Here is a 22,486-nt window from a genome sequence, read left to right on the forward strand (position 1 = left end):
TATCGGGATCAACCGGCATTCTGCCTGGTTCGTACGTTGATACCGCTGCCGAGGCCGCCGCCGGAGGTGGCGTCGATATCGGCGAGGACCGCGCGGATCGGAATGCCCAGCGTGGCGGTGCCGCCGTACTGGGCGAGGGCGATATTCGCTTCACCGCAGTCGGGAGCGTCGGCGGCGTTCGAACCGCTGGTGATCCCGAGTGCCAGGGTGCCGGTGACGATGGCGCCGCCGCTGTCGCCGCCCAGGGTGCAGGCGGTGCTGGCGAAGCCGCGGATGGTCTTGGCGTCGCCCTCGGTGGTGAACAGCTGGGTCTCGACCCGGTCGGCGACGACGAAGCCGCAGGTGAAGGTGGACGACTGTCCGGATTTGCAGACGGGTGCGCCGACCACCGGATCGGCGGTGCCGGTGATATTCAGGGTGGTGCCGTTGGCGCCGCGGACCGAGGGCTGATCCATTCCGGCGCCCACGGCACGTTCGTTCAGCTGGATCACCGAATAGTCGAGCGTGGCGGGGCCACCCAATTCGGATTTCACGAAGGTGCCCAGCTGCGGGCTGGCCGGAATATTGTGGACATTCGGGCTGTACACGGCCGCGCGCTCGTCGCCTTTGTCCAGATTCGGATTGCAATGCCCGGCACTGATATTCAGCGCGTTTCCGGCGGAATCGACACTGTTGAAGCCGAACGAGCAGACATCGACGCTGCGCAGTTCGGCGTCGTCGAGGGGGCCGGCCGCGCTGATATAGGTATCGCCGCCCATCGGGTGGCGTTCGACCGGGCCGCCGCCGTCAGGGCCGAGGACCACTTTGATATTGGCGATGAGTGTCGGCAAATTGAGCATATGCGCCAGCGGCGTGTTGGCGACATTCACGACCAGCTGGCTGTTGAGGAAGTCGATGGCGATCGAATTGATCACCTGCGAAATATCGCGCGGCTGGCCGGCCACCCATTGATTCAGTTGCGTGAGCGAGGTTTCCAACGCGGCGGCCGAAACCGGGGCCAGCCGGGTGTGGTAGCCGTCGGCGCTGGCCACCTTGGCGGCGTCCGGCGAGGTCACGGCGACGATCGGTTTACCCTCCGGGGTCATCCACGCGCCCGCGAACACATCGGGGCGTTCGGCGCGGAATTCGGCCGCGTAGTCCTGGAGTTGCTGGGCGCGAGCCGACCGGTCCAGATACTCGGTGGGGGTCATATGCAGATCACGGGACAGCGCTTGGACGAATTCGGGCGGCAAGTCTGCGGCTCTCAGCTGTTCGGGGGCGGGCTCCGCAGTCGCCGGAACCGCACCGAACAGAGGAGTCAGGAGAACGGCAGAGCTGATGACGGCAGCTTTGACCGCGGCGCGACGCGCCACCGACTTGCGCATGGAGTCCCTTCGTCGGCACTGTGTGCCAGATAATCCATGGCCACGGGATTGAATCCGTTGGCGCACAGGTGTGGTCGAGCTGACCGAGGTTTCCGGGGTGGCCGGGAGAACACCGGTCAGGCGAACACTCTAAGGCACAAAACGCTATCTGGCTTCTTGTTGGCGCCCTTCCTGGGAACCGGTGTCGGGAAGGTCCGGATCCTCGCTGCGGAACGGCATGGGGAACGGGAAGAATTCGTAACCCGGCCGTGTCCGGGTTGTCGTGGTTTCGGTGGTGCTGGTCGTGGGATCGGTGAGTGTCGGGCCGCTCGGTTCGGTGGTGCCGGGCACCGAAGTCGTGGGCGCCGGCGCGGATTGCGTCGTGGTGGTCACCGGTGGCGGCGTGGTGACGGGCTCGGTGGTTTCGACCGGTTCCGGCTCGTAGGTCGGTTCGGGGGTATAGGTCGGCTCGGCGGGCGGCGGGGCCACCGGCTGCGGCGGCGCGGGCGGTGGCGGAGCCGGGGTTTCGGTCACGGTGCTCGTCACCGGTGGGGGTCCGGGCTCGGCTGCCCCCGGCCGCAGGAACGCGGTAACCCCGAGTGCGCCGATCGCCAGACCCACGAGCGCGGCGACGGCTATCAGGACGGCCGTACGCCGGGACCCCTTCGGCTCGGCAGCCGGAGTGCGGGCGGCGCCTTTCGGCGGTGTCGTGGCGGACCCCGAAAGGCGCGGGCTCGATTCCGGGGTGCCCGGATCGGCCGCCGGTAGCGCGCCCGCGGCCGCCGAGGTGACTCCCAACCCGGCGGCGAGCACACCCAGGCTGGGTCCGCCGTAGGTGGCCTCCGGGTCTGCCTGGGGGTCGGCCTCCACGAACGGGTCGGCAGCCGCTGCTGAATAGGCCGGGTCGGGGTCCACTGCGGAATACGCCTTCGCCGGGGTGTCGCCCGAACCGAGTTTCGGCATGACGACGGTGTCGAGGAAGGAGTTCTCGGCGGTGCCGGGATCGGGCGGGGTCGCGCCGGCGGGGGTTTCGAGCACCACGGCCAGGGCGGCGCGACCGGCGTTCTCGGCGAAGTACCGGCCGATCTCGTCGGCGCTGTGGCCGCCGGGTCGCGGGGGGAGTTCGTCCTCGCCGATGAGGGCGACGGATCCGAGGCCCAGATAGTCGAGTGCGCCGCGCAGCGCGAAGACCTGGGCGGCGGGCCAGCCGCCGGGGTGGGTCGCATAGAACTCGGCGGGGCCGTTGAGGTAATCGGCGGTGAGGTTGATCAGGCAGAACATCGCGGTGGCGAGCAGGTCCTCACCGCGGTAGGCCTCGCCGTCGTCCACGGCCACGCCGGCCGGATCGCCCACGGCGGAGATGAAACCGGTGATGGTCTGGGTGTAGCCGGGCGGAGGTGTGGCGCCACCGAGTTCGGCGTCGCCGTCGTCGGACATGTGCAGGATCGGTTCGCGGATGATGAAGTGCGGGTCCCCGTCATCGCTGACGACCGCCGCGGTGCACGCATGCTCGGCGATGTGCAGGCCCACCCCAGTGGCCATCCTCGGATCCTCGCTTCGATTTCCTCATCCAACAACGACGCTACGGGTCCACGTACGTCTCGCCCGGCGCGGCGCGCGGCGACCGTGCGCGGAGCATTGACAATAGCTGCGATCGGGGTCCGGCGCGGATCCGGGCGCGGGGTAACGGACCTGCCTCCGGCCGGAGCCGGTGTGGCCCGGCATCGGCTCCGGCGCGCATAACGATCGGGTACCCGGGTGTGCCCCGCGATGTTTACCGGGTAGATCCGGGGTCGGTGCCGGACCTGGAACCTGGGTGTGGCCTCGGGCGATCCGGGGCAAGCCGGGATCCGGGCGCGGTGTGCGTGTCCGGATCGCGGGTAGACGTGGCCGGGTGTGTCCCGGAGCGTTTCCGGTCCGAACCACCGTGCGTTGCGGTCCGGGAATACATCGCCGGATGTGGAGGTTGAGCAGATCGACAATGTTGAGTGAAGTCGACTCAAGTTTGACTTGACGGCCGAACCTTCGGCAGGCAGGATTGAGCCGACCACGCTCAGTATTGCTGGGACCGTGCTCTATGCCGTGCCTGGGGCTGGTCCGAGCGTCGCAGGCCCTGCGGGGCCTCGGTGTATTGGGGCGGACAGCCCGTACAGACACAAGCAGTCGAAAATGAGGAGGAACAACAAATGGCTCGTGCGGTCGGAATCGACCTCGGGACCACGAACTCGGTCGTCGCCGTTCTCGAAGGTGGTGAGCCGGTCGTCGTCGCCAACTCCGAGGGTTCGCGCACTACGCCCTCGGTTGTCGCGTTCGCGAAGAACGGAGAGGTTCTGGTGGGCCAGCCCGCCAAGAACCAGGCAGTAACCAACGTCGACCGTACGATCCGCTCGGTCAAACGCCATATCGGCACCGACTGGACCGTCGAGATCGACGACAAGAAGTACACCTCGCAGGAGATCAGCGCGCGCACGCTGATGAAGCTGAAGCGCGACGCCGAGTCCTACCTGGGTGAGGAGATCACCGATGCGGTGATCACCGTCCCCGCCTACTTCGAAGACGCCCAGCGTCAGGCCACCAAGGAAGCCGGCCAGATCGCCGGCCTCAATGTGCTGCGCATCGTCAACGAGCCCACCGCCGCGGCCTTGGCCTACGGCCTGGACAAGGGCGACAAGGAACAGACCATCCTGGTCTTCGACCTCGGTGGCGGCACCTTCGACGTCTCGCTGCTGGAAATCGGCGAGGGCGTCGTCGAGGTCCGCGCCACCTCCGGTGACAACCACCTCGGTGGTGACGACTGGGACGAGCGGGTCGTGAAATGGCTGGTCGACAAGTTCAAGTCGAGCTCGGGTATCGACCTGACCAAGGACAAGATGGCCATGCAGCGGCTGCGTGAGGCCGCGGAAAAGGCCAAGATCGAGCTGAGCTCCTCGCAGAGCACTTCGATCAACCTGCCCTACATCACCGTCGACTCGGAGAAGAACCCGCTGTTCCTCGACGAGCAGCTCACCCGCGCCGAATTCCAGAAGATCACCTCCGATCTACTGGACCGCACCCGCGCGCCGTTCCAGTCCGTGGTCAAGGATGCCGGGATCAAGGTCGCCGATATCGACCACGTCGTGCTCGTCGGTGGCTCCACCCGGATGCCCGCCGTGACCGATCTGGTCCGCGAGCTCACCGGTGGCAAGGAGCCCAACAAGGGCGTGAACCCGGATGAGGTCGTCGCCGTGGGCGCCGCCCTGCAGGCCGGTGTGCTCAAGGGCGAGGTCAAGGACGTCCTGCTGCTCGATGTGACCCCGCTGTCGCTGGGTATCGAGACCAAGGGCGGTGTGATGACCAACCTCATCGAGCGCAACACCACCATCCCGACCAAACGTTCGGAAACCTTCACCACGGCCAACGACAACCAGCCGTCGGTGCAGATCCAGGTGTTCCAGGGCGAGCGCGAAATCGCCGCGCACAACAAACTGCTCGGCTCCTTCGAGCTCACCGGTATCCCGCCGGCCCCGCGTGGGGTGCCGCAGATCGAGGTCACCTTCGATATCGACGCCAACGGCATCGTGCACGTGACCGCGAAGGACAAGGGCACCGGTAAAGAGAACACGATCAAGATCCAGGACGGCTCCGGCCTGTCCAAGGAAGAGATCGACCGGATGGTCAAGGACGCCGAGGCACACGCCGCCGAGGACAAGGAGCGGCGCGAGGAAGCGGAAACCCGCAACCAGGCCGAATCGCTGGTCCACCAGACCGAGAAGTTCATCGCCGATAACGAGGACAAGGTCCCCGCGGATGTGAAGTCCAAGGTCGAGGCCGCGATCGGTGAGGCCAAGGAAGCGCTGAAGGGCACCGATACCGCCGCGGTGAAGGCCGCGGTGGAGAGGCTGGCCACCGAATCGCAGGCCCTGGGCCAGGCGATCTACGAGGCCTCGGCGGCCGAGGGCGCGGCGTCCGGCGACGGTGCCACCGGCGATGCCGCCGGTGACGACCAAGTGGTCGACGCCGAGGTCGTGGACGAACCGGTCGACACGGAGAAGAAGTGACGAACGCGGGTAACAATTCCGAGGAACCGATCAGCTTCGTCGACAAGCGCAAGATCGATCCGGAAACCGGCGAGGTCCGGGATCCGGCCGGGGCTGCCGATGCGGCCGCCCCGGCCGGGGACGGGACCGCCGCGGATGCCGAGGAGCGGGTCGCCCCGCAGGCGCCGCAGTCGGGTCTGGACGGTGACGGTGCCGAGGTGGCCGCCGAGGCCGCGACGGTAACCGATCCGGCGGCCGAACTCGCCGAGCGCACCGCCGATCTGCAGCGGCTCACGGCGGAGTACACCAACTACCGCCGCCGGGTCGAACGCGATCGCAAAACCGCGATGGATACCGCGAAGGCCGCCGTGGTCACCGAGCTCCTGGGTGTGCTCGACGACCTGGACCGCGCCAAAGCGCACGGCGACCTGGAATCCGGACCGTTGCGTTCGGTGGCCGACAAGCTGATCGAGGCACTGCGTAAACAGGGGCTCGAGGAATTCGGGACCGAGGGCGATGCCTTCGACCCGAATCTGCACGAGGCCGTACAGCACGAAGGCGCCGGGCACGATCCGGTGATCGGCGTGGTGATGCGTAAGGGTTACCGCTTCGGCGAGCGGGTGCTGCGGCACGCGATGGTCGGAGTGACCGACGGCGTGGGTGATACCGCGGCCGACACCGCCGCCGATGCCGCTCCCGCGGCCGAAGCCGCAGCAGCGGAGGCATCGGATGCGGATGCCGGTTCGTCGAATTAGTGATCCCGCGGCGCGGGATCGCGCAGCGATGGGGAAAGGAGGAGATGCCCGGTGAGCCAGCGGGAGTGGATCGAAAAGGACTTCTACAAGGAACTGGGCGTCTCCTCCGACGCCTCCACCGATGAGATCAAGAAGGCGTACCGCAAACTCGCCCGTGATCTGCACCCGGACGCCAATCCGGGGGACGCCAAGGCCGAGGAACGGTTCAAGGCCGTCAGTGAGGCCCACACCGTGCTGTCGGATCCGGCCAAACGCGCAGAATACGACGAAACCCGCCGGCTGTTCGCGGGCGGCGGGTACGGCCGGGGCGGTGGTTTCACGCCGGGTGGCGGTGGCGGTTTCACCCAGGGATTCGACCTGGGCGATATCTTCGGGCAGCAGGCCGGCGGCGCCGACGGCGGCCTGGGCGACCTGTTCGGCGGGCTGTTCAACCGCAGCGGTACCCGCACCAGCCGGCCGCGCCGGGGTGCGGATGTGGAGGCCGAGACAACCCTCGGGTTCCGCGAAGCCGCGCGCGGTGTGACGGTTCCACTGCACCTGACCAGCCCGTCGCCGTGCACCACCTGCCACGGCAGCGGTGCGAAACCGGGTACCAGCCCGCGGGTGTGCCCGATCTGCAACGGCAGCGGTGTGGTGAGCCGGAACCAGGGTGCGTTCGGTTTCAGCGAACCGTGCGACGAATGCCGCGGCACCGGATCCATCATCGACGACCCGTGCGTGGACTGCCACGGAAACGGCATCCAGAACCGCACCCGCACCATCAATGTGCGGATCCCACCGGGTATCGCCGACGGGCAGCGGATCCGGCTGGCCGGGCAGGGCGAGGCCGGACTGCGCGGCGCCCCCTCGGGCGACCTGTACGTCACGGTGCGGGTGAGCCAGGACAAGGTCTTCGGCCGGACCGGCGACGACCTCACCCTGGCACTGCCGGTCAGCTACAGTGAATTGGTGCTCGGCACGACCGTATCGGTGCCCACTCTGGAGGGCCGGGTCGGCGTGAAGGTGCCACCGGGTACCGCCGACGGTCGCACCCTGCGGGTGCGTGGTCGCGGAGTTCCCAAACGTGGTGGCGGAGCCGGTGATCTACTGGTCACCGTGAAGGTCGCCGTGCCGCCGAAGCTGGACGACGACGCCGTGGCCGCAATGCGTGCGCTGCAGGAGGCGGAGAAGGCCAGCGGCTTCGATCCGAGAGCTGGATGGGCAGGTGCGTGATGTCCAACGATCCGAAACGGGCATCCGAAAGTAGTTCGGCGCGGGCCGAATACTTCGTGATCTCGGTGGCCGCTCAGCTGGCCGGTATGCATGCGCAGACACTGCGCACCTACGACCGGCTGGGATTGGTGACACCGCAGCGCACATCGGGTGGCGGTAGGCGCTACTCGGAACGGGACGTGGAGCTGCTACGAGAAGTGCAGCGGCTGTCCCAGGACGAGGGCGTCAACCTGGCCGGGATCAAACGGATCATCGAACTCACCAACCAGGTATCCGAACTGCAGGAGCGGGTTGTCGAACTGGCCGCGGCGCTGGAACGGGAACGGGCCCGGCCGGATTACCGGCCGGAACTGATCCCGCCACAGCGCAATACCGCATTGGTCGTCTGGCAGCCCCGTAACCGGCGGCGGTAATTTCCTGCGGCGCCTGCGGCGCCGCGGGTTTTGGCCCCCCTTGGTCCCTGCTGTCAGCACTCGACACTCGCGGCTTCGCCGCATCGCATCGAGCGCTGACAGCAGGGACGGGCCAAAACCTCTCAGGGCCTCGTAAGACTCGGCTCCGCCGCTGGTTACGTCGGGTTCTGGGGTGACGCTATCGGGTGTGCTCCACTCGGCGTCGCCGTTGGGCATGTCAGGGGCAGAGTGGGCCGATCAATTCTTTGCTCGGTGGCTGTGGGGACGGCTGTGCGGAGCTCTGCCTTATCAGGCGCCTTCGAATTGGATTCGCTCCGGTGGGGTTCCGGCGTCGAGCAGCTTTTCCACCGTGGAACGGGTCATCGCGGGAGACCCGCACACCAGGACCTGATGCCGGTTGAAACTGCCGTAGGAGCCGACCACCTCGGCGAGGGTGCCCTGGATCAGGTCGTCGTCGGCGAAGCCGATATCCACCCGGTGCCGGTCGTGCCATTCGTCGGGCCAGGACGGGTCCTCGAGGCGTTCCACGACCGGTACGACGGTGAGCCACGGCAGGTCCGCTGCGAGGAGGACCAGCATATCGGCGGCGTACAGGTCGCGGGGGGAGAAGCCGCCGAAGAAGAGGTAGGTGGTCGGGGGGTACTCGTGCCGGGCGAGTTCCAGGAGCTGGGACCGCAGCGGCGCCAATCCGGTACCGCCGGCGATCATCACGACTTCGTCGCCGTCGGGGTCCACACTGAACATGCCCGCCGGTGCGGCCAGTTTCCAGCGATCACCGGGCCGGGTGTCGGCGACGATCCCGCTACTGCACCAGCCGCCCGCCACGGTACGGATATGGAATTCGAGTTTGCCGTCCAGCGAGGGCGGTAGCGCCGGGGAGAAACGGCGGCGCATCCCCGGGAACTGCGGAACCTCGATCTCCACCGACTGCCCCGCGGTGAACGGGACGTATTCGCCGATCAGCCGGATCACCGCCAGATCGTGGCGCAGCCGGTGATGTTCGACCACATCGGCGAACCACTGGGTCGGCTGGTCGGAGCGGTGCGGGTCGACGCGGGGGCCATTGGTCACAGGCAGTCCTTCGGAGCGGAATCGTGCGGTCGGCGCAGGTGTGGGCGAGGCAGCCGGTCGGGCGTGCGCGGTTCGCGGGGGCCGGAACGGAGTACCGCACCATTCTCCGGCCGGTCGGCAGGTGCGGCAAGGGCTGCCGGCCGGGGACCCGCTCAGACCGGATCGGTGCTGATGATCTCCTCCGGAGTGCCGACCGCGAGGAGCGCGCGCCGGGTATCCGCGATCATCTTCGCCGAACCGGCGATCTGGATCTGCCGATCCTCCCACGCACCGAAACTGGCCACCACGGCGCCGAGGTTTCCGACCAGGCGCCGATGCATCCCGTAGGGCGCGTCCTCGGTGGGATGCGGGTACCACCACGGGTTCGTCTTGTGTTCGCAGACCGGGACGATGGTGAGCCACGGGTTGCTCTGCGAGAGCTGCCACATGTTCTCCACGTCGTACAGTTCGCAGGGGTAGGCGCCGCCGATGAAGAAGTGGACCCGCGGATTGATTCCGCGGCGGCCCATTTCGATCAACTGCGCGCGCAGCGGTGCGATACCGGTACCGGAGCCGATCATGAGCACGTCGCGGTCGCTGTCCTGGTCCACCTGGAGCCCGCCGAGCGGCCCGCCGATGAGCCAGCGGTCGCCGACCTTGGTTTCGTTGACGACGGAGGGGCTCACCCAGCCGCTGCGGACCTTGCGTACGTGGAACTCGATCTCGCCGTACGGGTTCGACGGGATGGCGGGGGAGAGATAACGCCACATCCGGGGCCGCTGCGGCACCGAGACGGGGACGTACTGTCCGGCCAGATACGGGATCGGGTCATCGGACTGCAAACGCACGATCGCCAGGTCGTCGAGGACGTGGCGGTGCCCGACAACGGTGGCCTCCCAATAGGGCGGGGAATCGTCGGAATTGGCGCCTATCGCCATCGCGGCGGAGATGAGCAGGCAGACATCGCGCCATCCTTCGGCGAGTTCTCTGGTCCAGTTCGGGCCGTTGTAGGTCCCGAAGGCGGCATAGAGCGCGGGACCGGCCTGATCGTAGTGCGCGGCCTCGACCCCGTATTTGCGGTGATCGCGTGCCAGTTGTTCCAGGAACTTCTGTGCACGGTCCCAGTCCTCCAGGTGATCCAGCATGTACTGGATCGCGGTGGTCAGCCGTTTCGCCTGCATATCCATGGTCGGCGGGAACAACTCCCGCAGCCGCGGATTCTCGGCGAAAAGGTGACCGTAAAAAGCGCTGACCAACCGCTCGGGTCCATGCGGTGCGTCGAGCACCGACTGGAAATTGGCGCGGACCAGCGCTGCCGAACGCGCATCCACGGCGTGGAGCTTCCTTTCCCTGATATCTGCCCGATAAGGACGTTGCCGTTACCGGCGGTCCTTCATCCGACCAGTATCCCCGAAAATTGTGATGATGGTGGATGTGAAATACGAGTACCTGGTTTGGCCGATCTTGTCCGCGGGTACTGCCGCGGCGGCGTGAGCGGGGAGCCGGCATCTTTCCGGCAACCTGCCGCCGAGGTCGGCGGCGGAAAAATCTCAGACTTGAGCGGAACAGACTCAACCTTTCGGACGTTGAACCGAGCAGAACGGCACGAGTCCCCGGAGTCGGGCGCGGTTGCCGGAGGAGATATCGACTAGCAGGAAGGTGCTTCGTGGACTCGTTCAACCCCACCACCAAGACCCAGGCCGCCCTGACCGCCGCCCTCCAGGTGGCGTCGGCGGCCGGTAATCCGGAGATCCGTCCGGCCCATCTGCTGGTGGCACTGCTGGACCAGACCGACGGGATCGCCGGGCCACTGCTGAAAGCGGTCGGCACCGATCCCGCCACGGTGCGCCGCGAGGCCCAGGACATCGTCGACCGGCTGCCCCGCGCCAGCGGCGCCACCACCACCCCGCAGCTCGGCCGGGAAGCGCTGGCCGCGATCACCGCGGCTCAGCATCTGGCCACCGAACTCGGCGACGAATACGTCTCCACCGAGCATGTGATGGTCGGGCTCGCCACCGGCGATACCGATATCACGATGCTGCTCGAAAAGTACGGCGCCACCGCGGCCGCGCTGCGCGAGGCCTTCACCGCCGTCCGGGGTAACGCCCGGGTCAGCAGCCCGGATCCCGAGGGCAGCTATCAGGCTTTGGAGAAGTACTCCACCGACCTCACCGATGCGGCACGCGCGGGCAAGCTCGACCCGGTGATCGGCCGCGATACCGAGATCCGCCGCGTGGTGCAGGTGCTGTCACGGCGTACCAAGAACAATCCGGTGCTCATCGGCGAACCCGGCGTCGGTAAGACCGCCATCGTGGAGGGCCTGGCCCAGCGCATCATCGCGGGGGACGTGCCCGAATCGCTGCGCGGTAAAAGCGTGATCTCGCTCGACCTCGGTGCGATGGTCGCGGGCGCGAAGTACCGCGGCGAATTCGAGGAACGACTCAAGGCGGTCCTGGAGGAGATCAAGTCCAGCGCGGGCCAGATCATCACCTTCATCGACGAACTGCACACCATCGTCGGCGCCGGTGCGACCGGCGAATCCGCCATGGACGCCGGAAATATGATCAAACCGATGCTGGCGCGCGGTGAACTGCGGCTCGTCGGCGCGACCACGCTCGAGGAGTACCGCAAGCACATCGAGAAGGACGCGGCCCTGGAACGCCGCTTCCAGCAGGTTCTCGTCGGTGAACCCTCGGTGGAGGACACCGTGGGCATCCTGCGTGGGATCAAGGAACGCTACGAAGTGCACCACGGCGTGCGGATCACCGATTCCGCCCTGGTGGCGGCGGCCGCTCTCTCCGACCGCTACATCACCTCGCGGTTCCTGCCGGACAAGGCGATAGACCTCGTCGACGAATCCGCGTCCCGGCTGCGGATGGAGATCGATTCGCGGCCGGTGGAGATCGACGAGGTGGAACGCGCCGTGCGCCGCCTCGAAATCGAAGAGGTCGCGCTGGCCAAGGAAACCGACGAGGCATCCAAACAGCGGCTGGAGAAGCTGCGCGGCGAACTCGCCGACGGCCGCGAGAAGCTCAACCAGCTCACCACCCGCTGGCAGAACGAGAAAACCGCGATCGACCAGGTGCGGACGCTCAAGGAACAGCTCGAGGGCCTGCGCGGGGAATCGGACCGCGCCGAACGCGACGGCGATCTGGGTAAGGCGGCCGAACTGCGGTACGGCCGGATCCCGGCGCTCGAGAAAGAGCTCGCCGAAGCCGAGCGTGTCTCCGGGGCCGCCGCCGACGGCGAGGTGATGCTCAAGGAGGAGGTCGGCCCCGACGATATCGCCGAGGTGATCTCGGCCTGGACCGGAATCCCGGTCGGCCGGCTACTCGAGGGCGAAACCGAGAAACTGCTCCGGATGGAGGCCGAACTGGGGCGGCGCGTGGTCGGCCAGACCGAGGCCGTGCAGGCGGTTTCCGATGCGGTACGGCGTGCCCGCGCGGGGGTCGCGGACCCGAACCGGCCCACCGGGTCGTTCATGTTCGTCGGACCCACCGGCGTCGGTAAGACCGAACTCGCCAAGGCGCTCGCCGACTTCCTGTTCGACGACGAACGCGCCATGGTCCGCATCGATATGAGCGAGTACAGCGAGAAGCACGCGGTGGCCCGGCTGGTGGGTGCGCCGCCCGGATACGTCGGCTACGACCAGGGCGGTCAGCTCACCGAGGCGGTGCGGCGTCGGCCCTACACGGTGGTGCTGTTCGACGAGATCGAGAAGGCGCACCCGGATGTGTTCGACATCCTGCTCGCGGTGCTCGACGAGGGCCGGCTCACCGACGGCCAGGGCCGGACGGTGGACTTCCGCAACACCATCCTCATCCTCACCTCGAACCTCGGCGCCGGCGGCGACAAGGATTTCGTGATGAACGCGGTACGTTCGGCGTTCAAACCGGAATTCCTCAACCGCCTCGACGATGTGGTGATGTTCAGCTCGCTGGACGAGGAACAGCTCGCCTATGTCGTCGATATCCAGCTCGAACAGCTGCAGCGGCGGCTCGCCCAGCGGCGACTCACCCTGGACGTCAGCGATTCGGCGCGGTTCTGGCTCGCGGTCCGCGGCTACGACCCGGTGTACGGCGCCCGCCCGTTGCGCCGGCTGATCCAGCAGGCGATCGGCGACACCCTCGCCAAGGAACTACTGGCCGGGGAGGTCGCCGACGGCGACACCGTCGAGGTCGGGGTGAGTCCGGACGGGGACGGTCTCATGGTCGGGCGCCGGCTGCGCGAACCGAGCGCCGCGAGCGCGGGCGGCACTGCGGCCCGGTAACTGCCCCGGACCGGCGCATCGCCGTGCCGGGGCCCGGCGTGGGCAGCGCACCGTACCCGGGCGCGGTGATGCTCCGGTGTGCAGGCATACCGGACCTGGACGACAGCGAGTCGCGCACGGCAGCCCTGCTCGCCCCCGCGATGAGCAGGGGCCGGGGTCGGCGGGGCGGAGGGTCGGAACACGGGCCTGAGCACGGGTTCGCCGAGATGCACGGCGGCTCGCGGTGCGGGGCGAGGTGTCGGCATGTTTATGCGCAGGGCCCGAACGGCCGCGGAGATACCGCTTAGTCTGGATGGCATGACCAACCCGAACGATCCCTGGGCAAGGCGGCCGGACGACGAGCCGACCCAGCGCCTGGGTCAGCCGGGAGAATCGGCGACCGAGAAAATGCCCACGGCCGACGGCCCGGGCTTCGTGGAGCCGACCACGGCCTACCCGGGTACCGATCCCTACGGCGGTTGGGGCCAGGGCCCCAACCCGACCCGGGAAATGCCGACCTATGACAGCTACGCCTACGGCAACCCGCAATGGGGTGCCGGTGGCCCGGGCCCGCACGACCCCTACGGGCAATCCGGTGGCCCCCCGCCCGGGCAGGAACCGCCGCGGCCCCCGTCGAACAAAACCGGTATCTGGCTGGGCGTCGGACTGGCCGCGATCGTGTTGATCGGCTTGGCCGGTGTCGGCGCCGGAATGCTGTTCAGCGGTGACGATTCACAATCCACCGCCGGCGACGACACGACAACCAGCCGGACGCTCGGCAGGCAGGTTCCGCCGCTGCCCGAGGAATCGTTCCCCGAGCTACCGCCCCTGCCGGGCGATCCGGGTATGCCCGATTCGGGGGATCCGAACGCCGGCGGCACCACCATGGGCACGATCAGCTCCAACAGTGGTGGCACACTGACCCTGAGCACTCTCACCGGCACCGAGGTCACGGTGCATACGACCGAGGCCACCCAGGTGATATCGCTGGCGGGCGCCACGGTCGACGCGCTGCCCGCCGGGGATCTGGTGATCGTGCAGGGGCAGCAGAGCCCGGACGGATCCATTCAGGCCGAGGTGATCATCAGCACCGCCCTCGACGGGGGCGGCCGATGAGAAAACCGCGGCGCGCAGTGTGGGTGCCCGGCATTACGCCGGGCGGGTGGATAGGCTAGGCGACGATGACGGCAATGTGGTTCGGGCTGGCGGCAATCACCCTCGCGGGTGCGATCGTGCTGCTCTATTTCGACCGGCGCCAGCGGCAGCGGACCGGTCACGCGCGGCAGGTGTGGGCGAAAGCCCAGGGATACACCTATGTGTCGGTGGAACCGGCGCTCGCCTCGACCTGGCGGCGCGGTGCGCTGGCCAAGCTCGGGTACCTGACGGCGGTCGATGTGGTGACCGGTATCCGCAAGGGCGAGAAATTCGTGCTACTGGATCTGGAGGATTCCGCGACCTTGGTCGCGGTGCGCCGGCAGATCGGCTCGGATATCGACGTCGATATGCGGGTGAAGACGATGAATCCGCCCAAGGACGCCGATCTGGAACTGCTCGGTGCCATCGGCGACCGGGTGGTGTTCGCGACCAATCCGGAGATCGCCCGGCACGCGGTGGATCAGCGAATGGTCGCGTTCATCGAATCGCTGTCCGATACGGTGCAGATGCTGTGGAGTGAGGGCAATTGGACCCTCGGCATGCTCCCCGTCGGCACATCCCCGAAGGACTGGGAGACCGGTATCGACGCCGTCCTGCGGTTGTCCGGTCTGCTGCACGTGCTGCCGCCGGTCAACGAGAACCGCAACGACGAGCAGGATCCCCGCCCCGCGCATCCCCGCGCCCGGATCCGTTCGGCGGAGTACGACGACGATGCTCCGGACGGACCGGACGGCGAATACGACGATTACGACGACTACGACGAGTACCCCGCCGACGGCGACGACGACTACGGTCACCCGGGGCCCAACGTCCGCTACCGCCGTGACACTCACGAAGAAGTCGACGACCAGGATGACCGAGGCCTTCCCGGTGACGAGGTACCGCCGCGCCGGCCGAGCCTGGCCGTGGTCCCGGATGCCCGGCCCGCGAATCGCCCCCCGCGCCCCGAACCGGCCGGTGCGCGGTCCGGCGGAGCCGAGGAACCGGATCGGCCCGCCCCCGGCCGCCGTGATTCCGTCGCCGACGACGAGCACGCCCCCCGGCTGCCCGGCGGGCCCTTCCACCCCGGTTTCCGCCCCTACCAGGGGCCGGTGCCGCAGTAGCTCCGCGATGACTCGCGACCTGCGGTAACCACCGTGGCGGCGCCCCCGTATTCTGCTCGCAAGGCGCCGAGCATGCGCCGCGACCGTACTCGCCGCGACTCGCCTCCACGGGCGGAAGGACACCGATGATCGACCAGGCAACGACCGACCGGGATGTCTTGGCCGGGCTGGTGCGCGATTTAGCCGTCGTGCACGGCAAGGTGACATTGTCTTCCGGAAAAGAGGCCGACTACTACGTCGACCTGCGGCGGGCGACCCTGCACCACCGCGCCGGTCCGCTGATCGGCAAATTGCTGCGGGAACTGGTCGCGGACTGGGAATTCGACGCGGTCGGCGGGCTCACGATGGGCGCCGATCCGGTCGCACTCGCGGTGATGCACGCACCCGGCCGGCCCATCGACGCGTTCGTGGTGCGCAAGGCCGCGAAAACCCACGGGATGCAGCGGCAGGTCGAAGGGCCCGATGTGGTCGGCAAACGGGTACTGGTCGTGGAGGACACCACGACCACCGGGAATTCCCCGCTGACCGCCGTGCGCGCATTGCGCGAGGTGGGCGCGACGGTGGTCGGGGTGGCCACCGTGGTCGACCGGGAAACCGGCGCGGATCGCGTGATCGCCGACGAAGGGTTGCCCTATCGCTCCATACTCGGTCTCAAGGATCTGGCACTGGGCTGAACCGACGGGCTGTTCGACGTCGTATCCGGCTCCGTTAGCCTGGGAATCCGTCAGTACAGTGAGTGAAGGGTCGTGAGCGTCGTGGTGAGCATTGCGGGCAAAAAGGGGCACGACAACGTCGCGATGCTCGGAATCGGTGCCTACCGGCCGCAGCGCGTGGTCAGCAACGACGAGGTATGCCAGGTACTGGACTCCTCGGACGAGTGGATTTTCGAGCGCAGCGGTATCCGGAACCGGCGCTGGATCAGCGGCGACGAATCGCTGCGGTCGATCTCGGTGGCCGCCGGCGGGCGGGCGCTGCGCAACAGCGGAGTGGATCCCTCGCGGATCGGCGCCCTCATCCTGGCCACGTCCAGTTGGCCGATGCTGACCCCGCACGGCGCCCCGATCGTCGCCAGCGATCTGGGAATGAACGGTATTCCCGCCTTCGATCTCACCTCCGGGTGCGGCGGCTTCGGCTACGGGCTCGGTGTGGCCGCGGATATGATCCGCGCCGGTTCCGCCGAATACGTCCTGCTCATCGGTGCCGAGACGATGACCATCGGAATCGACCCCACCGACCGGGGGACGGCGTTCATCTTCGGTGACGGTGCGGGCGCGGTGGTGATCGGGCCGAGCGAGGAGAACGGGATCTCGCCGACGGTCTGGGGCAGCGACGGAGAGAACGCCGACGCCATCAAACAGGACGTCAACTTCATCGATTACATGCAGCGGGCGCAAGACCTGCAGGGCACCGATCCCGAAGTGGAGCCGGTCGGCCGGATGGCGCTGCGGATGGAGGGCCCCCGCGTTTTCCGCTGGGCGGCCGTTACTCTGCCGCGTGCACTGTCCACCGCGCTGGATATGGCCGGGGTATCGAAGGAAGATATCGAGGTCTTCATCCCGCACCAGGCGAATGCCCGGATCAACGAGTTGATGAAGAAGAACCTCGGCCTGGCCGACGATATTCCGATGGCGGGCGATATCGAGAACACCGGAAACACATCCGCGGCCTCGATTCCGCTGGCCATGGAGGAGATGCTGGCGACCGGTAAAGCCAAGGGTGGGCAGCTCGCGCTGCTGCTCGGTTTCGGCGCGGGACTCAGCTATGCGGGGCAGGTCGTGACCCTGCCGCCCGCGCCCGCCGAGGCGAGCCTGTAGTGATGCGGCCCTTCCGCGCGGGGTATCTGGTCGCGACAGCCGTCACCGTGGCGGGTGCGCTGACCGGGCGGCAATCGTTGCAGTGGGCGGCGAAACCGTTGATGATGCCGTTGCTGGCGGCCGATATCGCCACCAGCACAGCGGATATCGCGCCGCCGGAACGCACCCTGCTGCTGGGTTCGCTCGGCGCCGCGACCGTCGGTGATGTGCTGCTCATCGAACCCGACGACGATCGCCGGCTGATCGCCGGTGCCTCGTCGTTCGCCGTGATGCAGAGCGGGTACGCGACGCTGTGGTGGCGGCGGGGTGCGCGTCCGCGGGCGAATACCGTCATTCCACGCGTACTGGCTTGGGCAGGCGCCGCGGGGATGTTGCGTACCAAGGCTCCGGCGCTCGCCGCGCCGTTGAGCGCCTACGGTCTCACCCTGGGGAGCGCGGCGGTGCTGGCCTCCGATCCGGCGCTGGCGCCGGGTGCGAAAAATATTGCCGGGCTCAATATTCCCGATGCCGATCCGCGCAGCCGGCTCGGCCTGGGTGCCCTGCTGTTCACGGTTTCCGACGGTCTCATCGTGGTGCGGCGGCTGTTCGCCCGCGGGCAGCGATCGCGCCGGGTTATCGAGGGGATCATTCTGGCGACCTACGGTGGCGCCCAGTTCCTGCTCGCTGACCCCGAGGCGCACACTCGACGCTGATCCGAGGCCCATGCTCGGTGCTGACCTGGGGTGCACGTTCGGCGCTGTTCCGGGGCGCATGCTCGGTGCTGACCTGGGGTGCACGTTCGGCGCTGTTCCGGGGCGCATGCTCGGTGCTGACCCGGGGTGCACGTTCGACGCTGTTCCGGAGGCGCATGTTCGGTGCTGTTCCGGGGGGAACATGTTCGGTGCTGAGCTGGAGGTGCACGCTCGGTGGTGTTCCGGGGGCACACACTCCGCACTGAGCTGGAGGCGCGCTCGCGTACCGGTCCCGAGGCGCGCTCGCGAGACCGAGCTCGAGGGGCAGTCGCGATACCGAGCCTCCGCCTGCAGTTTTCCGGTCGTGCGGTGTCGACCGGTGCGGTTACTATCCACGCATGAGTTACCCCACCCCGCCGCCCGGGTACGGATATCCCGGATACGGTCCGCCGCCGCCGGACCATCCGCAGACCACCACCGTGCTCGTCCTCGGGATCGTCAGTCTGTTCTGCGCGATCTGCGGTCCGTTCGCGTGGGTGATGGGTAAGAAGGCGCTCAACGAGATCGACGCCTCCGGCGGCACCGTCGGTGGCCGCAGCAATGTGATGATCGGTTATGTCCTCGGCATCGTCACATCGGTCGTGCTGATCCTGTATCTGCTCGCGGTCGTCTTCTTCATCGTGCTGGCGATCATCGGGGCGGCTTCGGCCTGATATCCGCCGGCCGGTTCACGGAAGCTCGGGGCCGGTGATCCTCACCAGGCGGTGGTGAGGTCGGCGTGCTGCCGGATCCAGGTGTGCATGGCGATACCTGCCGCGACACCCGCGTTGATACTGCGGGTGGACCCGAACTGGGCGATGGATACGGTGAGTACCGCGGCATCGCGGGCGCCGTCGCTCACCCCGGGGCCCTCCTGACCGAACAGCAGCATGCATCGCCGCGGCAGGCGCACCGTTTCCAGCGGCACCGAGCCCGGCACATTGTCCACGGCGACCACACTCAGGTCCTCGGAGTTGGTGAATTCCAGCAGCGCTTCGATATCGGGGTGGTGGACGATGTGCTGGTAGCGGTCGGTGACCATGGCGCCGCGCCGGTTCCAGCGGCGGCGGCCGACGATATGTACCGCGCCGGCGGCGAAGGCGTTGGCGGTACGCACCACGGTGCCGATATTGGCGTCGTGCCCGAAATTCTCGATGGCGATATGGAAGGGGTGGCGGCGCCGGTCGATATCGGCGACGATCGCCTCCCGGGTCCAATATCGATACGCGTCGACCACGTTGCGTCGATCGCCTTCCGCGAGCAGTACCGGATCGAGCCGGTCGTCCTCCGGCGGCGGGGCGGTGTGTTCCTCGGCCCATGGGCCGGCGCCGTGCGGGTGCTCGCCCCATTCCGTGGGGCCGGGTTCGTTCTCGAGGGGTTCGGCTGCCGTATCGTCGTCGCGCCGTGCGTCCGGATCCGGGGCCGGTGCGATCGCCGCGGTGGCCTCGGTCGGGCGATGGTCGGGGTCCGGGCCGGCCGATGGCGCTGCGTTCGTCACGGCACGATCGTAGTTCGGTGCGCGGGGCGGGCCGCTGTTCGGCCTGGTCCGATCGAAATTGCCTGTGCCGATTCGGTTTACTGCCGGGCCTGGTTGCCGCCCGAGGGGCACGCGCGCAATCCGGCTTCTTTGTTAACCAGCCTTGACATAGTGTGCGGGCATTGCTCCATGCTCTGTCCGGCGGCAATTCACCGCGGATCCGACGCAAACGCCGGTGAATCGAACGGTTCCGCCTCGACTCGGTAACAATTGAGCGGCGAGAATTCCGTTTTTCCTGGCAATATGGGTGCATGACCTCGCCCAGCGACGATCTCGACGTTCCCCGGCGCGCGTCCGGGCAACAGCGCAGGCCGCAGGGCAACCCCGCATCACTCTGGTCCGACCGGGCCGATATGGCCGAGGCGGCCATCGTGTCGCGGCATATCGAACCGGTGTGGTTTCTCCCCGGTACCGCCCTCGGTGTGGTGGGCTGGCCCTCCACCCGGCGGGAACGTTTCTTCCTGACCTGGCATTACTGGTGGCAGGCCCATCTCATCGACTGCGCGGTCGACGCGGCCAACCGGGCGCCGACCATCGAACGGCGTAAACGGATCGGTGCACTGGTCCGCTCGCATCGAATGCGCAATATCACCGGCTGGACCAATCGCTACTACGACGATATGGCCTGGCTCGCCATCGCCCTGGAACGGGCGGCCCGGGTACAGGACAACGACGAAGCGCGCAGTGGCCTGGGGCCACTGGAACAGAAATTGTTCGGTGCCTGGGACCCGGCGGTGGGCGGGGGTATCCCGTGGCGGGCCGGGGACGATTTCTACAATGCCCCGGCCAACGGCCCGGCCGGTATCGCGCTGTCTCGGCTGGGCCGCTACGAGCGGGCCGCCGAGATGGCCGACTGGATCGATACCACGCTGCGCGATCCGGAGACCGGCCTGATCTTCGACGGTATCCATCTCCCGTCCGGCACGCTCGAGAAAACGATCTACACCTACTGTCAGGGCGTCGTGCTCGGGTTGGAGACCGAGCTCGCGGTACACACCGGTGATCCGGTCCATCTCGACCGGGTGCACCGGCTCCTCGACGCCGTCGAGGTCAACCTCACCGCCGACGGGGTGATCCGGGGTGGTTCCGGCGGTGACGGGGGATTGTTCAACGGCATCCTCGTCCGCTATCTCGCCCTGGTCGCGCTCATGCTGCCCGGTTCCGAACACGAACAACTCGCCGATCGGCGCATTGCCGCCCGGATCGTCGAGCAGTCCGCGGCGGCGGCCTGGGCCAACCGGCTCGATGTGGAGGGCGAACCGCTGTTCGGGCACGACTGGACCCGCTCGGCTCAGTTGCCGGGTGGTACCGCGGGCGCCGGCGGCGTCAACTCGAACGGCGCGGTGACCTCCTCGCGGGTCCCGGAACGCGACCTATCGGTACAGCTCTCGGGTTGGATGCTCATGGAGGCTGCTCATATGGTCACCGCGGCGGGGCTGTAGCTCCCACCGCTGGGCACCGGTGCCGTACGAGCGCGGCCTCGGTTCATGTTCCCCGCCGCCCAGCGCCGGTAGCGGTGTGGTGTCGGCGGTGGCGGAATCCAGTTCGAAATCCTCGGCGGGCTGCGCCATTTCGTGGCGGTACTGCCGGATACCGATGACGGTGCCCACCACCAGGAACACCACCAGCGAACCGACCACCATGGGCATCAGCCAAGAGATCTGCAGGATGAAATTACCGGCGTAGTAGCCCATCAACAGCAGCACCGGTGCCCAGATGATCGCGCCGATGGTGCTGGCGACCGTGTAGCGGCGATGGTCCATTTCGGCGGCCCCCGCCACCATCGGGCACAGTGTGCGCACCCACGGTATCCATCGGGCGATGAGCACCGCGAAGAAACCGTGCCTTTGCAGCAGCTCCGCCACTCTGGTCAGGTTCTGGGTATTGATATAGCGCCCGTTCTTCCGGGCGACGAGTTTATGCCCGGTTTTGCGCCCGACGGCATAGCCGACCTGGTTACCGGCGATCGCGGCGAGCATCGCGCCCACCGACAACAGCCACACCTGCGTTTCCCCGCTCGAATGCGAGGCCATCACTATCCCGGCCGTCAGCAGCATCGAATCGCCGGGCAGGAACAGCCCGAGGATGAATGCGCATTCCAGGAAGACGAAGGTCAGGACCACCGTCCAGACCAGCGCCGGACCGGCGGAGATCAAAGGTTCGAAATTGCCCATCGCGTAGGGCTCGGCCGAGGCGGACACCACTTACCGGACGGGGATCTCGTTCGTGCCGGCCGTCACGTGGTTCGGCACAACCGGCAGGGGCATGGTGCTGGTGACCGGGCTCGCCGGGTCCACGGCCGGCAGTTCGGCGGTGGAGACCAGGGCGTGGTCGACCGGCGCGACCTCGGCCTTGCGGTGGCGCAGCTTCTTGGCCACCGCGCTGATACCCGGCAGGATCGAGACGAACACGATGAGCAGGAAGATGCCCTCGACGTGGTCGCGGATGAAGGCCACATTGCCGAGGAAATAACCGAGTACGGTCACTCCGCCGCCCCATGCGACGGCCCCGACGATATCGAAGGCGACATAGCGCCGGTAGCTCATCTTCGACACCCCGGCGAGTACCGGCATGAAGGTCCGCACGATCGGGACGAATCGGGCGAGGATGATCGTTTTGGGGCCGTGTTTCTCGAAGAATTCGTGCGTTTCGGTCACATAGCTCTTCTTGAAGAAGCGGGTGTCCTCTTTGTTGAACAGCGCCGGGCCGATCGCGCGGCCGATCCAGTAACCACATTGATCGCCGGCGAAGGCGATGACCGTGACCGCGGGAAGCAGGACCCAGATCGACACCGGAGGGTTCTCCTGCGCCGCCAGCAGGCCACCGGTGAACAGCAGCGAATCGCCGGGCAGCAGCGGGAACAGCAGCCCCGTTTCGATGAAGACGATTACCAGGATCGCCGGTAGCACCGCGTTCTTCAGCCAGGTTTCGGTCAACAGGTGCATCGGGTCGAGCAGTTCGGTCAGAGCCAGATTGCTCGTCACCGCGTCGGTAGCTGCCAGCGCAATCACCCGGCCCACAGTACCGGTTGGCGCCGGGCCCGCAGGGTGCAGCGGCGCAAACAATCCCCTTATACCGGATGGAATCCGTCTGGCTTAGGGTATGTGCAGAAACAGACAATCCCGTCTG

18 protein-coding genes and 1 pseudogene are annotated in these 22,486 nt (G+C 67.5%); 12 read left to right on the forward strand and 7 right to left on the reverse strand.

Annotated features, from left to right (window positions below; translation table 11 throughout):
* Positions 1–8 precede the first annotated feature (8 nt).
* Both ACFWPH_RS14190 and ACFWPH_RS14195 read right to left on the reverse strand, forming a co-directional pair.
* On the reverse strand, positions 9–1,364 hold the full coding sequence (locus ACFWPH_RS14190) for a S1 family peptidase (RefSeq protein WP_378750961.1): 1,356 nt from the start codon (positions 1,362–1,364) through the stop codon (positions 9–11).
* 144 nt (positions 1,365–1,508) lie between these two features.
* Complete coding sequence (locus ACFWPH_RS14195) at positions 1,509–2,885, reverse strand: hypothetical protein (RefSeq protein WP_378750963.1); 1,377 nt, start codon at positions 2,883–2,885, stop codon at positions 1,509–1,511.
* Positions 2,886–3,529: 644 nt separating this feature from the next.
* Here ACFWPH_RS14195 and dnaK point away from each other — a divergent pair.
* Genes dnaK through ACFWPH_RS14215 form a run of 4 tightly spaced genes read left to right on the forward strand, consistent with a single transcriptional unit; the run spans position 3,530 to position 7,739 of the window.
* A complete protein-coding gene (dnaK, locus tag ACFWPH_RS14200) occupies positions 3,530–5,380 on the forward strand; it encodes a molecular chaperone DnaK (RefSeq protein WP_378750965.1) in 1,851 nt (616 codons plus the stop codon).
* Positions 5,377–6,114, forward strand: coding sequence for a nucleotide exchange factor GrpE (gene grpE, locus ACFWPH_RS14205; protein ID WP_378750967.1), 738 nt, complete (start codon positions 5,377–5,379; stop codon positions 6,112–6,114). The genes dnaK and grpE overlap by 4 nt, the downstream gene beginning before the upstream one ends.
* A 51-nt stretch (positions 6,115–6,165) precedes the next feature.
* Positions 6,166–7,326, forward strand: coding sequence for a molecular chaperone DnaJ (dnaJ, locus tag ACFWPH_RS14210; RefSeq protein ID WP_378750969.1), 1,161 nt, complete (start codon positions 6,166–6,168; stop codon positions 7,324–7,326).
* Entirely contained in the window at positions 7,326–7,739 is a 414-nt protein-coding gene (locus tag ACFWPH_RS14215; RefSeq protein ID WP_378750971.1) for a heat shock protein transcriptional repressor HspR, read from the forward strand. Before dnaJ ends, ACFWPH_RS14215 begins: the two co-directional genes overlap by 1 nt.
* A gap of 288 nt (positions 7,740–8,027) precedes the next feature.
* Here ACFWPH_RS14215 and ACFWPH_RS14220 read toward each other — a convergent pair whose 3' ends face one another.
* Complete coding sequence (locus tag ACFWPH_RS14220; protein ID WP_378750973.1) at positions 8,028–8,810, reverse strand: FAD-binding oxidoreductase; 783 nt, start codon at positions 8,808–8,810, stop codon at positions 8,028–8,030.
* Positions 8,811–8,962: 152 nt separating this feature from the next.
* Entirely contained in the window at positions 8,963–10,120 is a 1,158-nt protein-coding gene (locus tag ACFWPH_RS14225; protein ID WP_378750975.1) for a globin domain-containing protein, read from the reverse strand.
* A gap of 335 nt (positions 10,121–10,455) precedes the next feature.
* On the opposite strand from ACFWPH_RS14225, the gene clpB reads away from it, so the two are divergent.
* From clpB to ACFWPH_RS14260, 7 genes are all read left to right on the forward strand, one after another.
* A complete protein-coding gene (gene clpB, locus ACFWPH_RS14230) occupies positions 10,456–13,059 on the forward strand; it encodes an ATP-dependent chaperone ClpB (protein WP_378750977.1) in 2,604 nt (867 codons plus the stop codon).
* Positions 13,060–13,356: 297 nt separating this feature from the next.
* Positions 13,357–14,154 carry a DUF5666 domain-containing protein gene (locus tag ACFWPH_RS14235; RefSeq protein WP_378750979.1) on the forward strand — a complete coding sequence of 266 codons (798 nt, stop codon included), beginning with the start codon at positions 13,357–13,359 and terminating at the stop codon, positions 14,152–14,154.
* A gap of 65 nt (positions 14,155–14,219) precedes the next feature.
* Complete coding sequence (locus ACFWPH_RS14240) at positions 14,220–15,296, forward strand: hypothetical protein (protein WP_378750981.1); 1,077 nt, start codon at positions 14,220–14,222, stop codon at positions 15,294–15,296.
* Between the two features lie 125 nt (positions 15,297–15,421).
* Positions 15,422–15,970, forward strand: coding sequence for an orotate phosphoribosyltransferase (gene pyrE / locus ACFWPH_RS14245; RefSeq protein ID WP_033246456.1), 549 nt, complete (start codon positions 15,422–15,424; stop codon positions 15,968–15,970).
* A gap of 81 nt (positions 15,971–16,051) precedes the next feature.
* A complete protein-coding gene (locus ACFWPH_RS14250; RefSeq protein ID WP_280414856.1) occupies positions 16,052–17,110 on the forward strand; it encodes a beta-ketoacyl-ACP synthase 3 in 1,059 nt (352 codons plus the stop codon).
* A gap of 2 nt (positions 17,111–17,112) precedes the next feature.
* Positions 17,113–17,802: a lysoplasmalogenase family protein gene (locus ACFWPH_RS14255; RefSeq protein ID WP_378750983.1), complete on the forward strand. Its 690-nt coding sequence runs from the start codon at positions 17,113–17,115 to the stop codon at positions 17,800–17,802.
* Positions 17,803–18,179: 377 nt separating this feature from the next.
* Positions 18,180–18,494, forward strand: coding sequence for a DUF4190 domain-containing protein (locus ACFWPH_RS14260; RefSeq protein WP_378750985.1), 315 nt, complete (start codon positions 18,180–18,182; stop codon positions 18,492–18,494).
* A 41-nt stretch (positions 18,495–18,535) separates the two neighbouring features.
* Here the strand turns inward: ACFWPH_RS14260 and ACFWPH_RS14265 are convergent, their stop codons facing one another.
* Entirely contained in the window at positions 18,536–19,252 is a 717-nt protein-coding gene (locus ACFWPH_RS14265) for a TrmH family RNA methyltransferase (RefSeq protein ID WP_378751740.1), read from the reverse strand.
* A gap of 458 nt (positions 19,253–19,710) precedes the next feature.
* Here ACFWPH_RS14265 and ACFWPH_RS14270 point away from each other — a divergent pair, with 458 nt between their 5' ends.
* Complete coding sequence (locus ACFWPH_RS14270) at positions 19,711–20,799, forward strand: glycoside hydrolase family 76 protein (RefSeq protein WP_378751742.1); 1,089 nt, start codon at positions 19,711–19,713, stop codon at positions 20,797–20,799.
* 96 nt (positions 20,800–20,895) lie between these two features.
* Here ACFWPH_RS14270 and ACFWPH_RS14275 read toward each other — a convergent pair.
* Both ACFWPH_RS14275 and ACFWPH_RS14280 read right to left on the reverse strand, forming a co-directional pair.
* Positions 20,896–21,531: pseudogene (locus ACFWPH_RS14275) on the reverse strand (DedA family protein); the annotation flags it as partial.
* 30 nt (positions 21,532–21,561) lie between these two features.
* Positions 21,562–22,302 (reverse strand): DedA family protein, encoded by a 741-nt coding sequence (locus ACFWPH_RS14280; RefSeq protein ID WP_378751744.1) that lies wholly within the window; start codon positions 22,300–22,302, stop codon positions 21,562–21,564.
* Positions 22,303–22,486: the final 184 nt, after the last annotated feature.

This window comes from Nocardia sp. NPDC058499 (assembly GCF_042719915.1).
Classification (GTDB): Bacteria; Actinomycetota; Actinomycetes; order Mycobacteriales; family Mycobacteriaceae; genus Nocardia.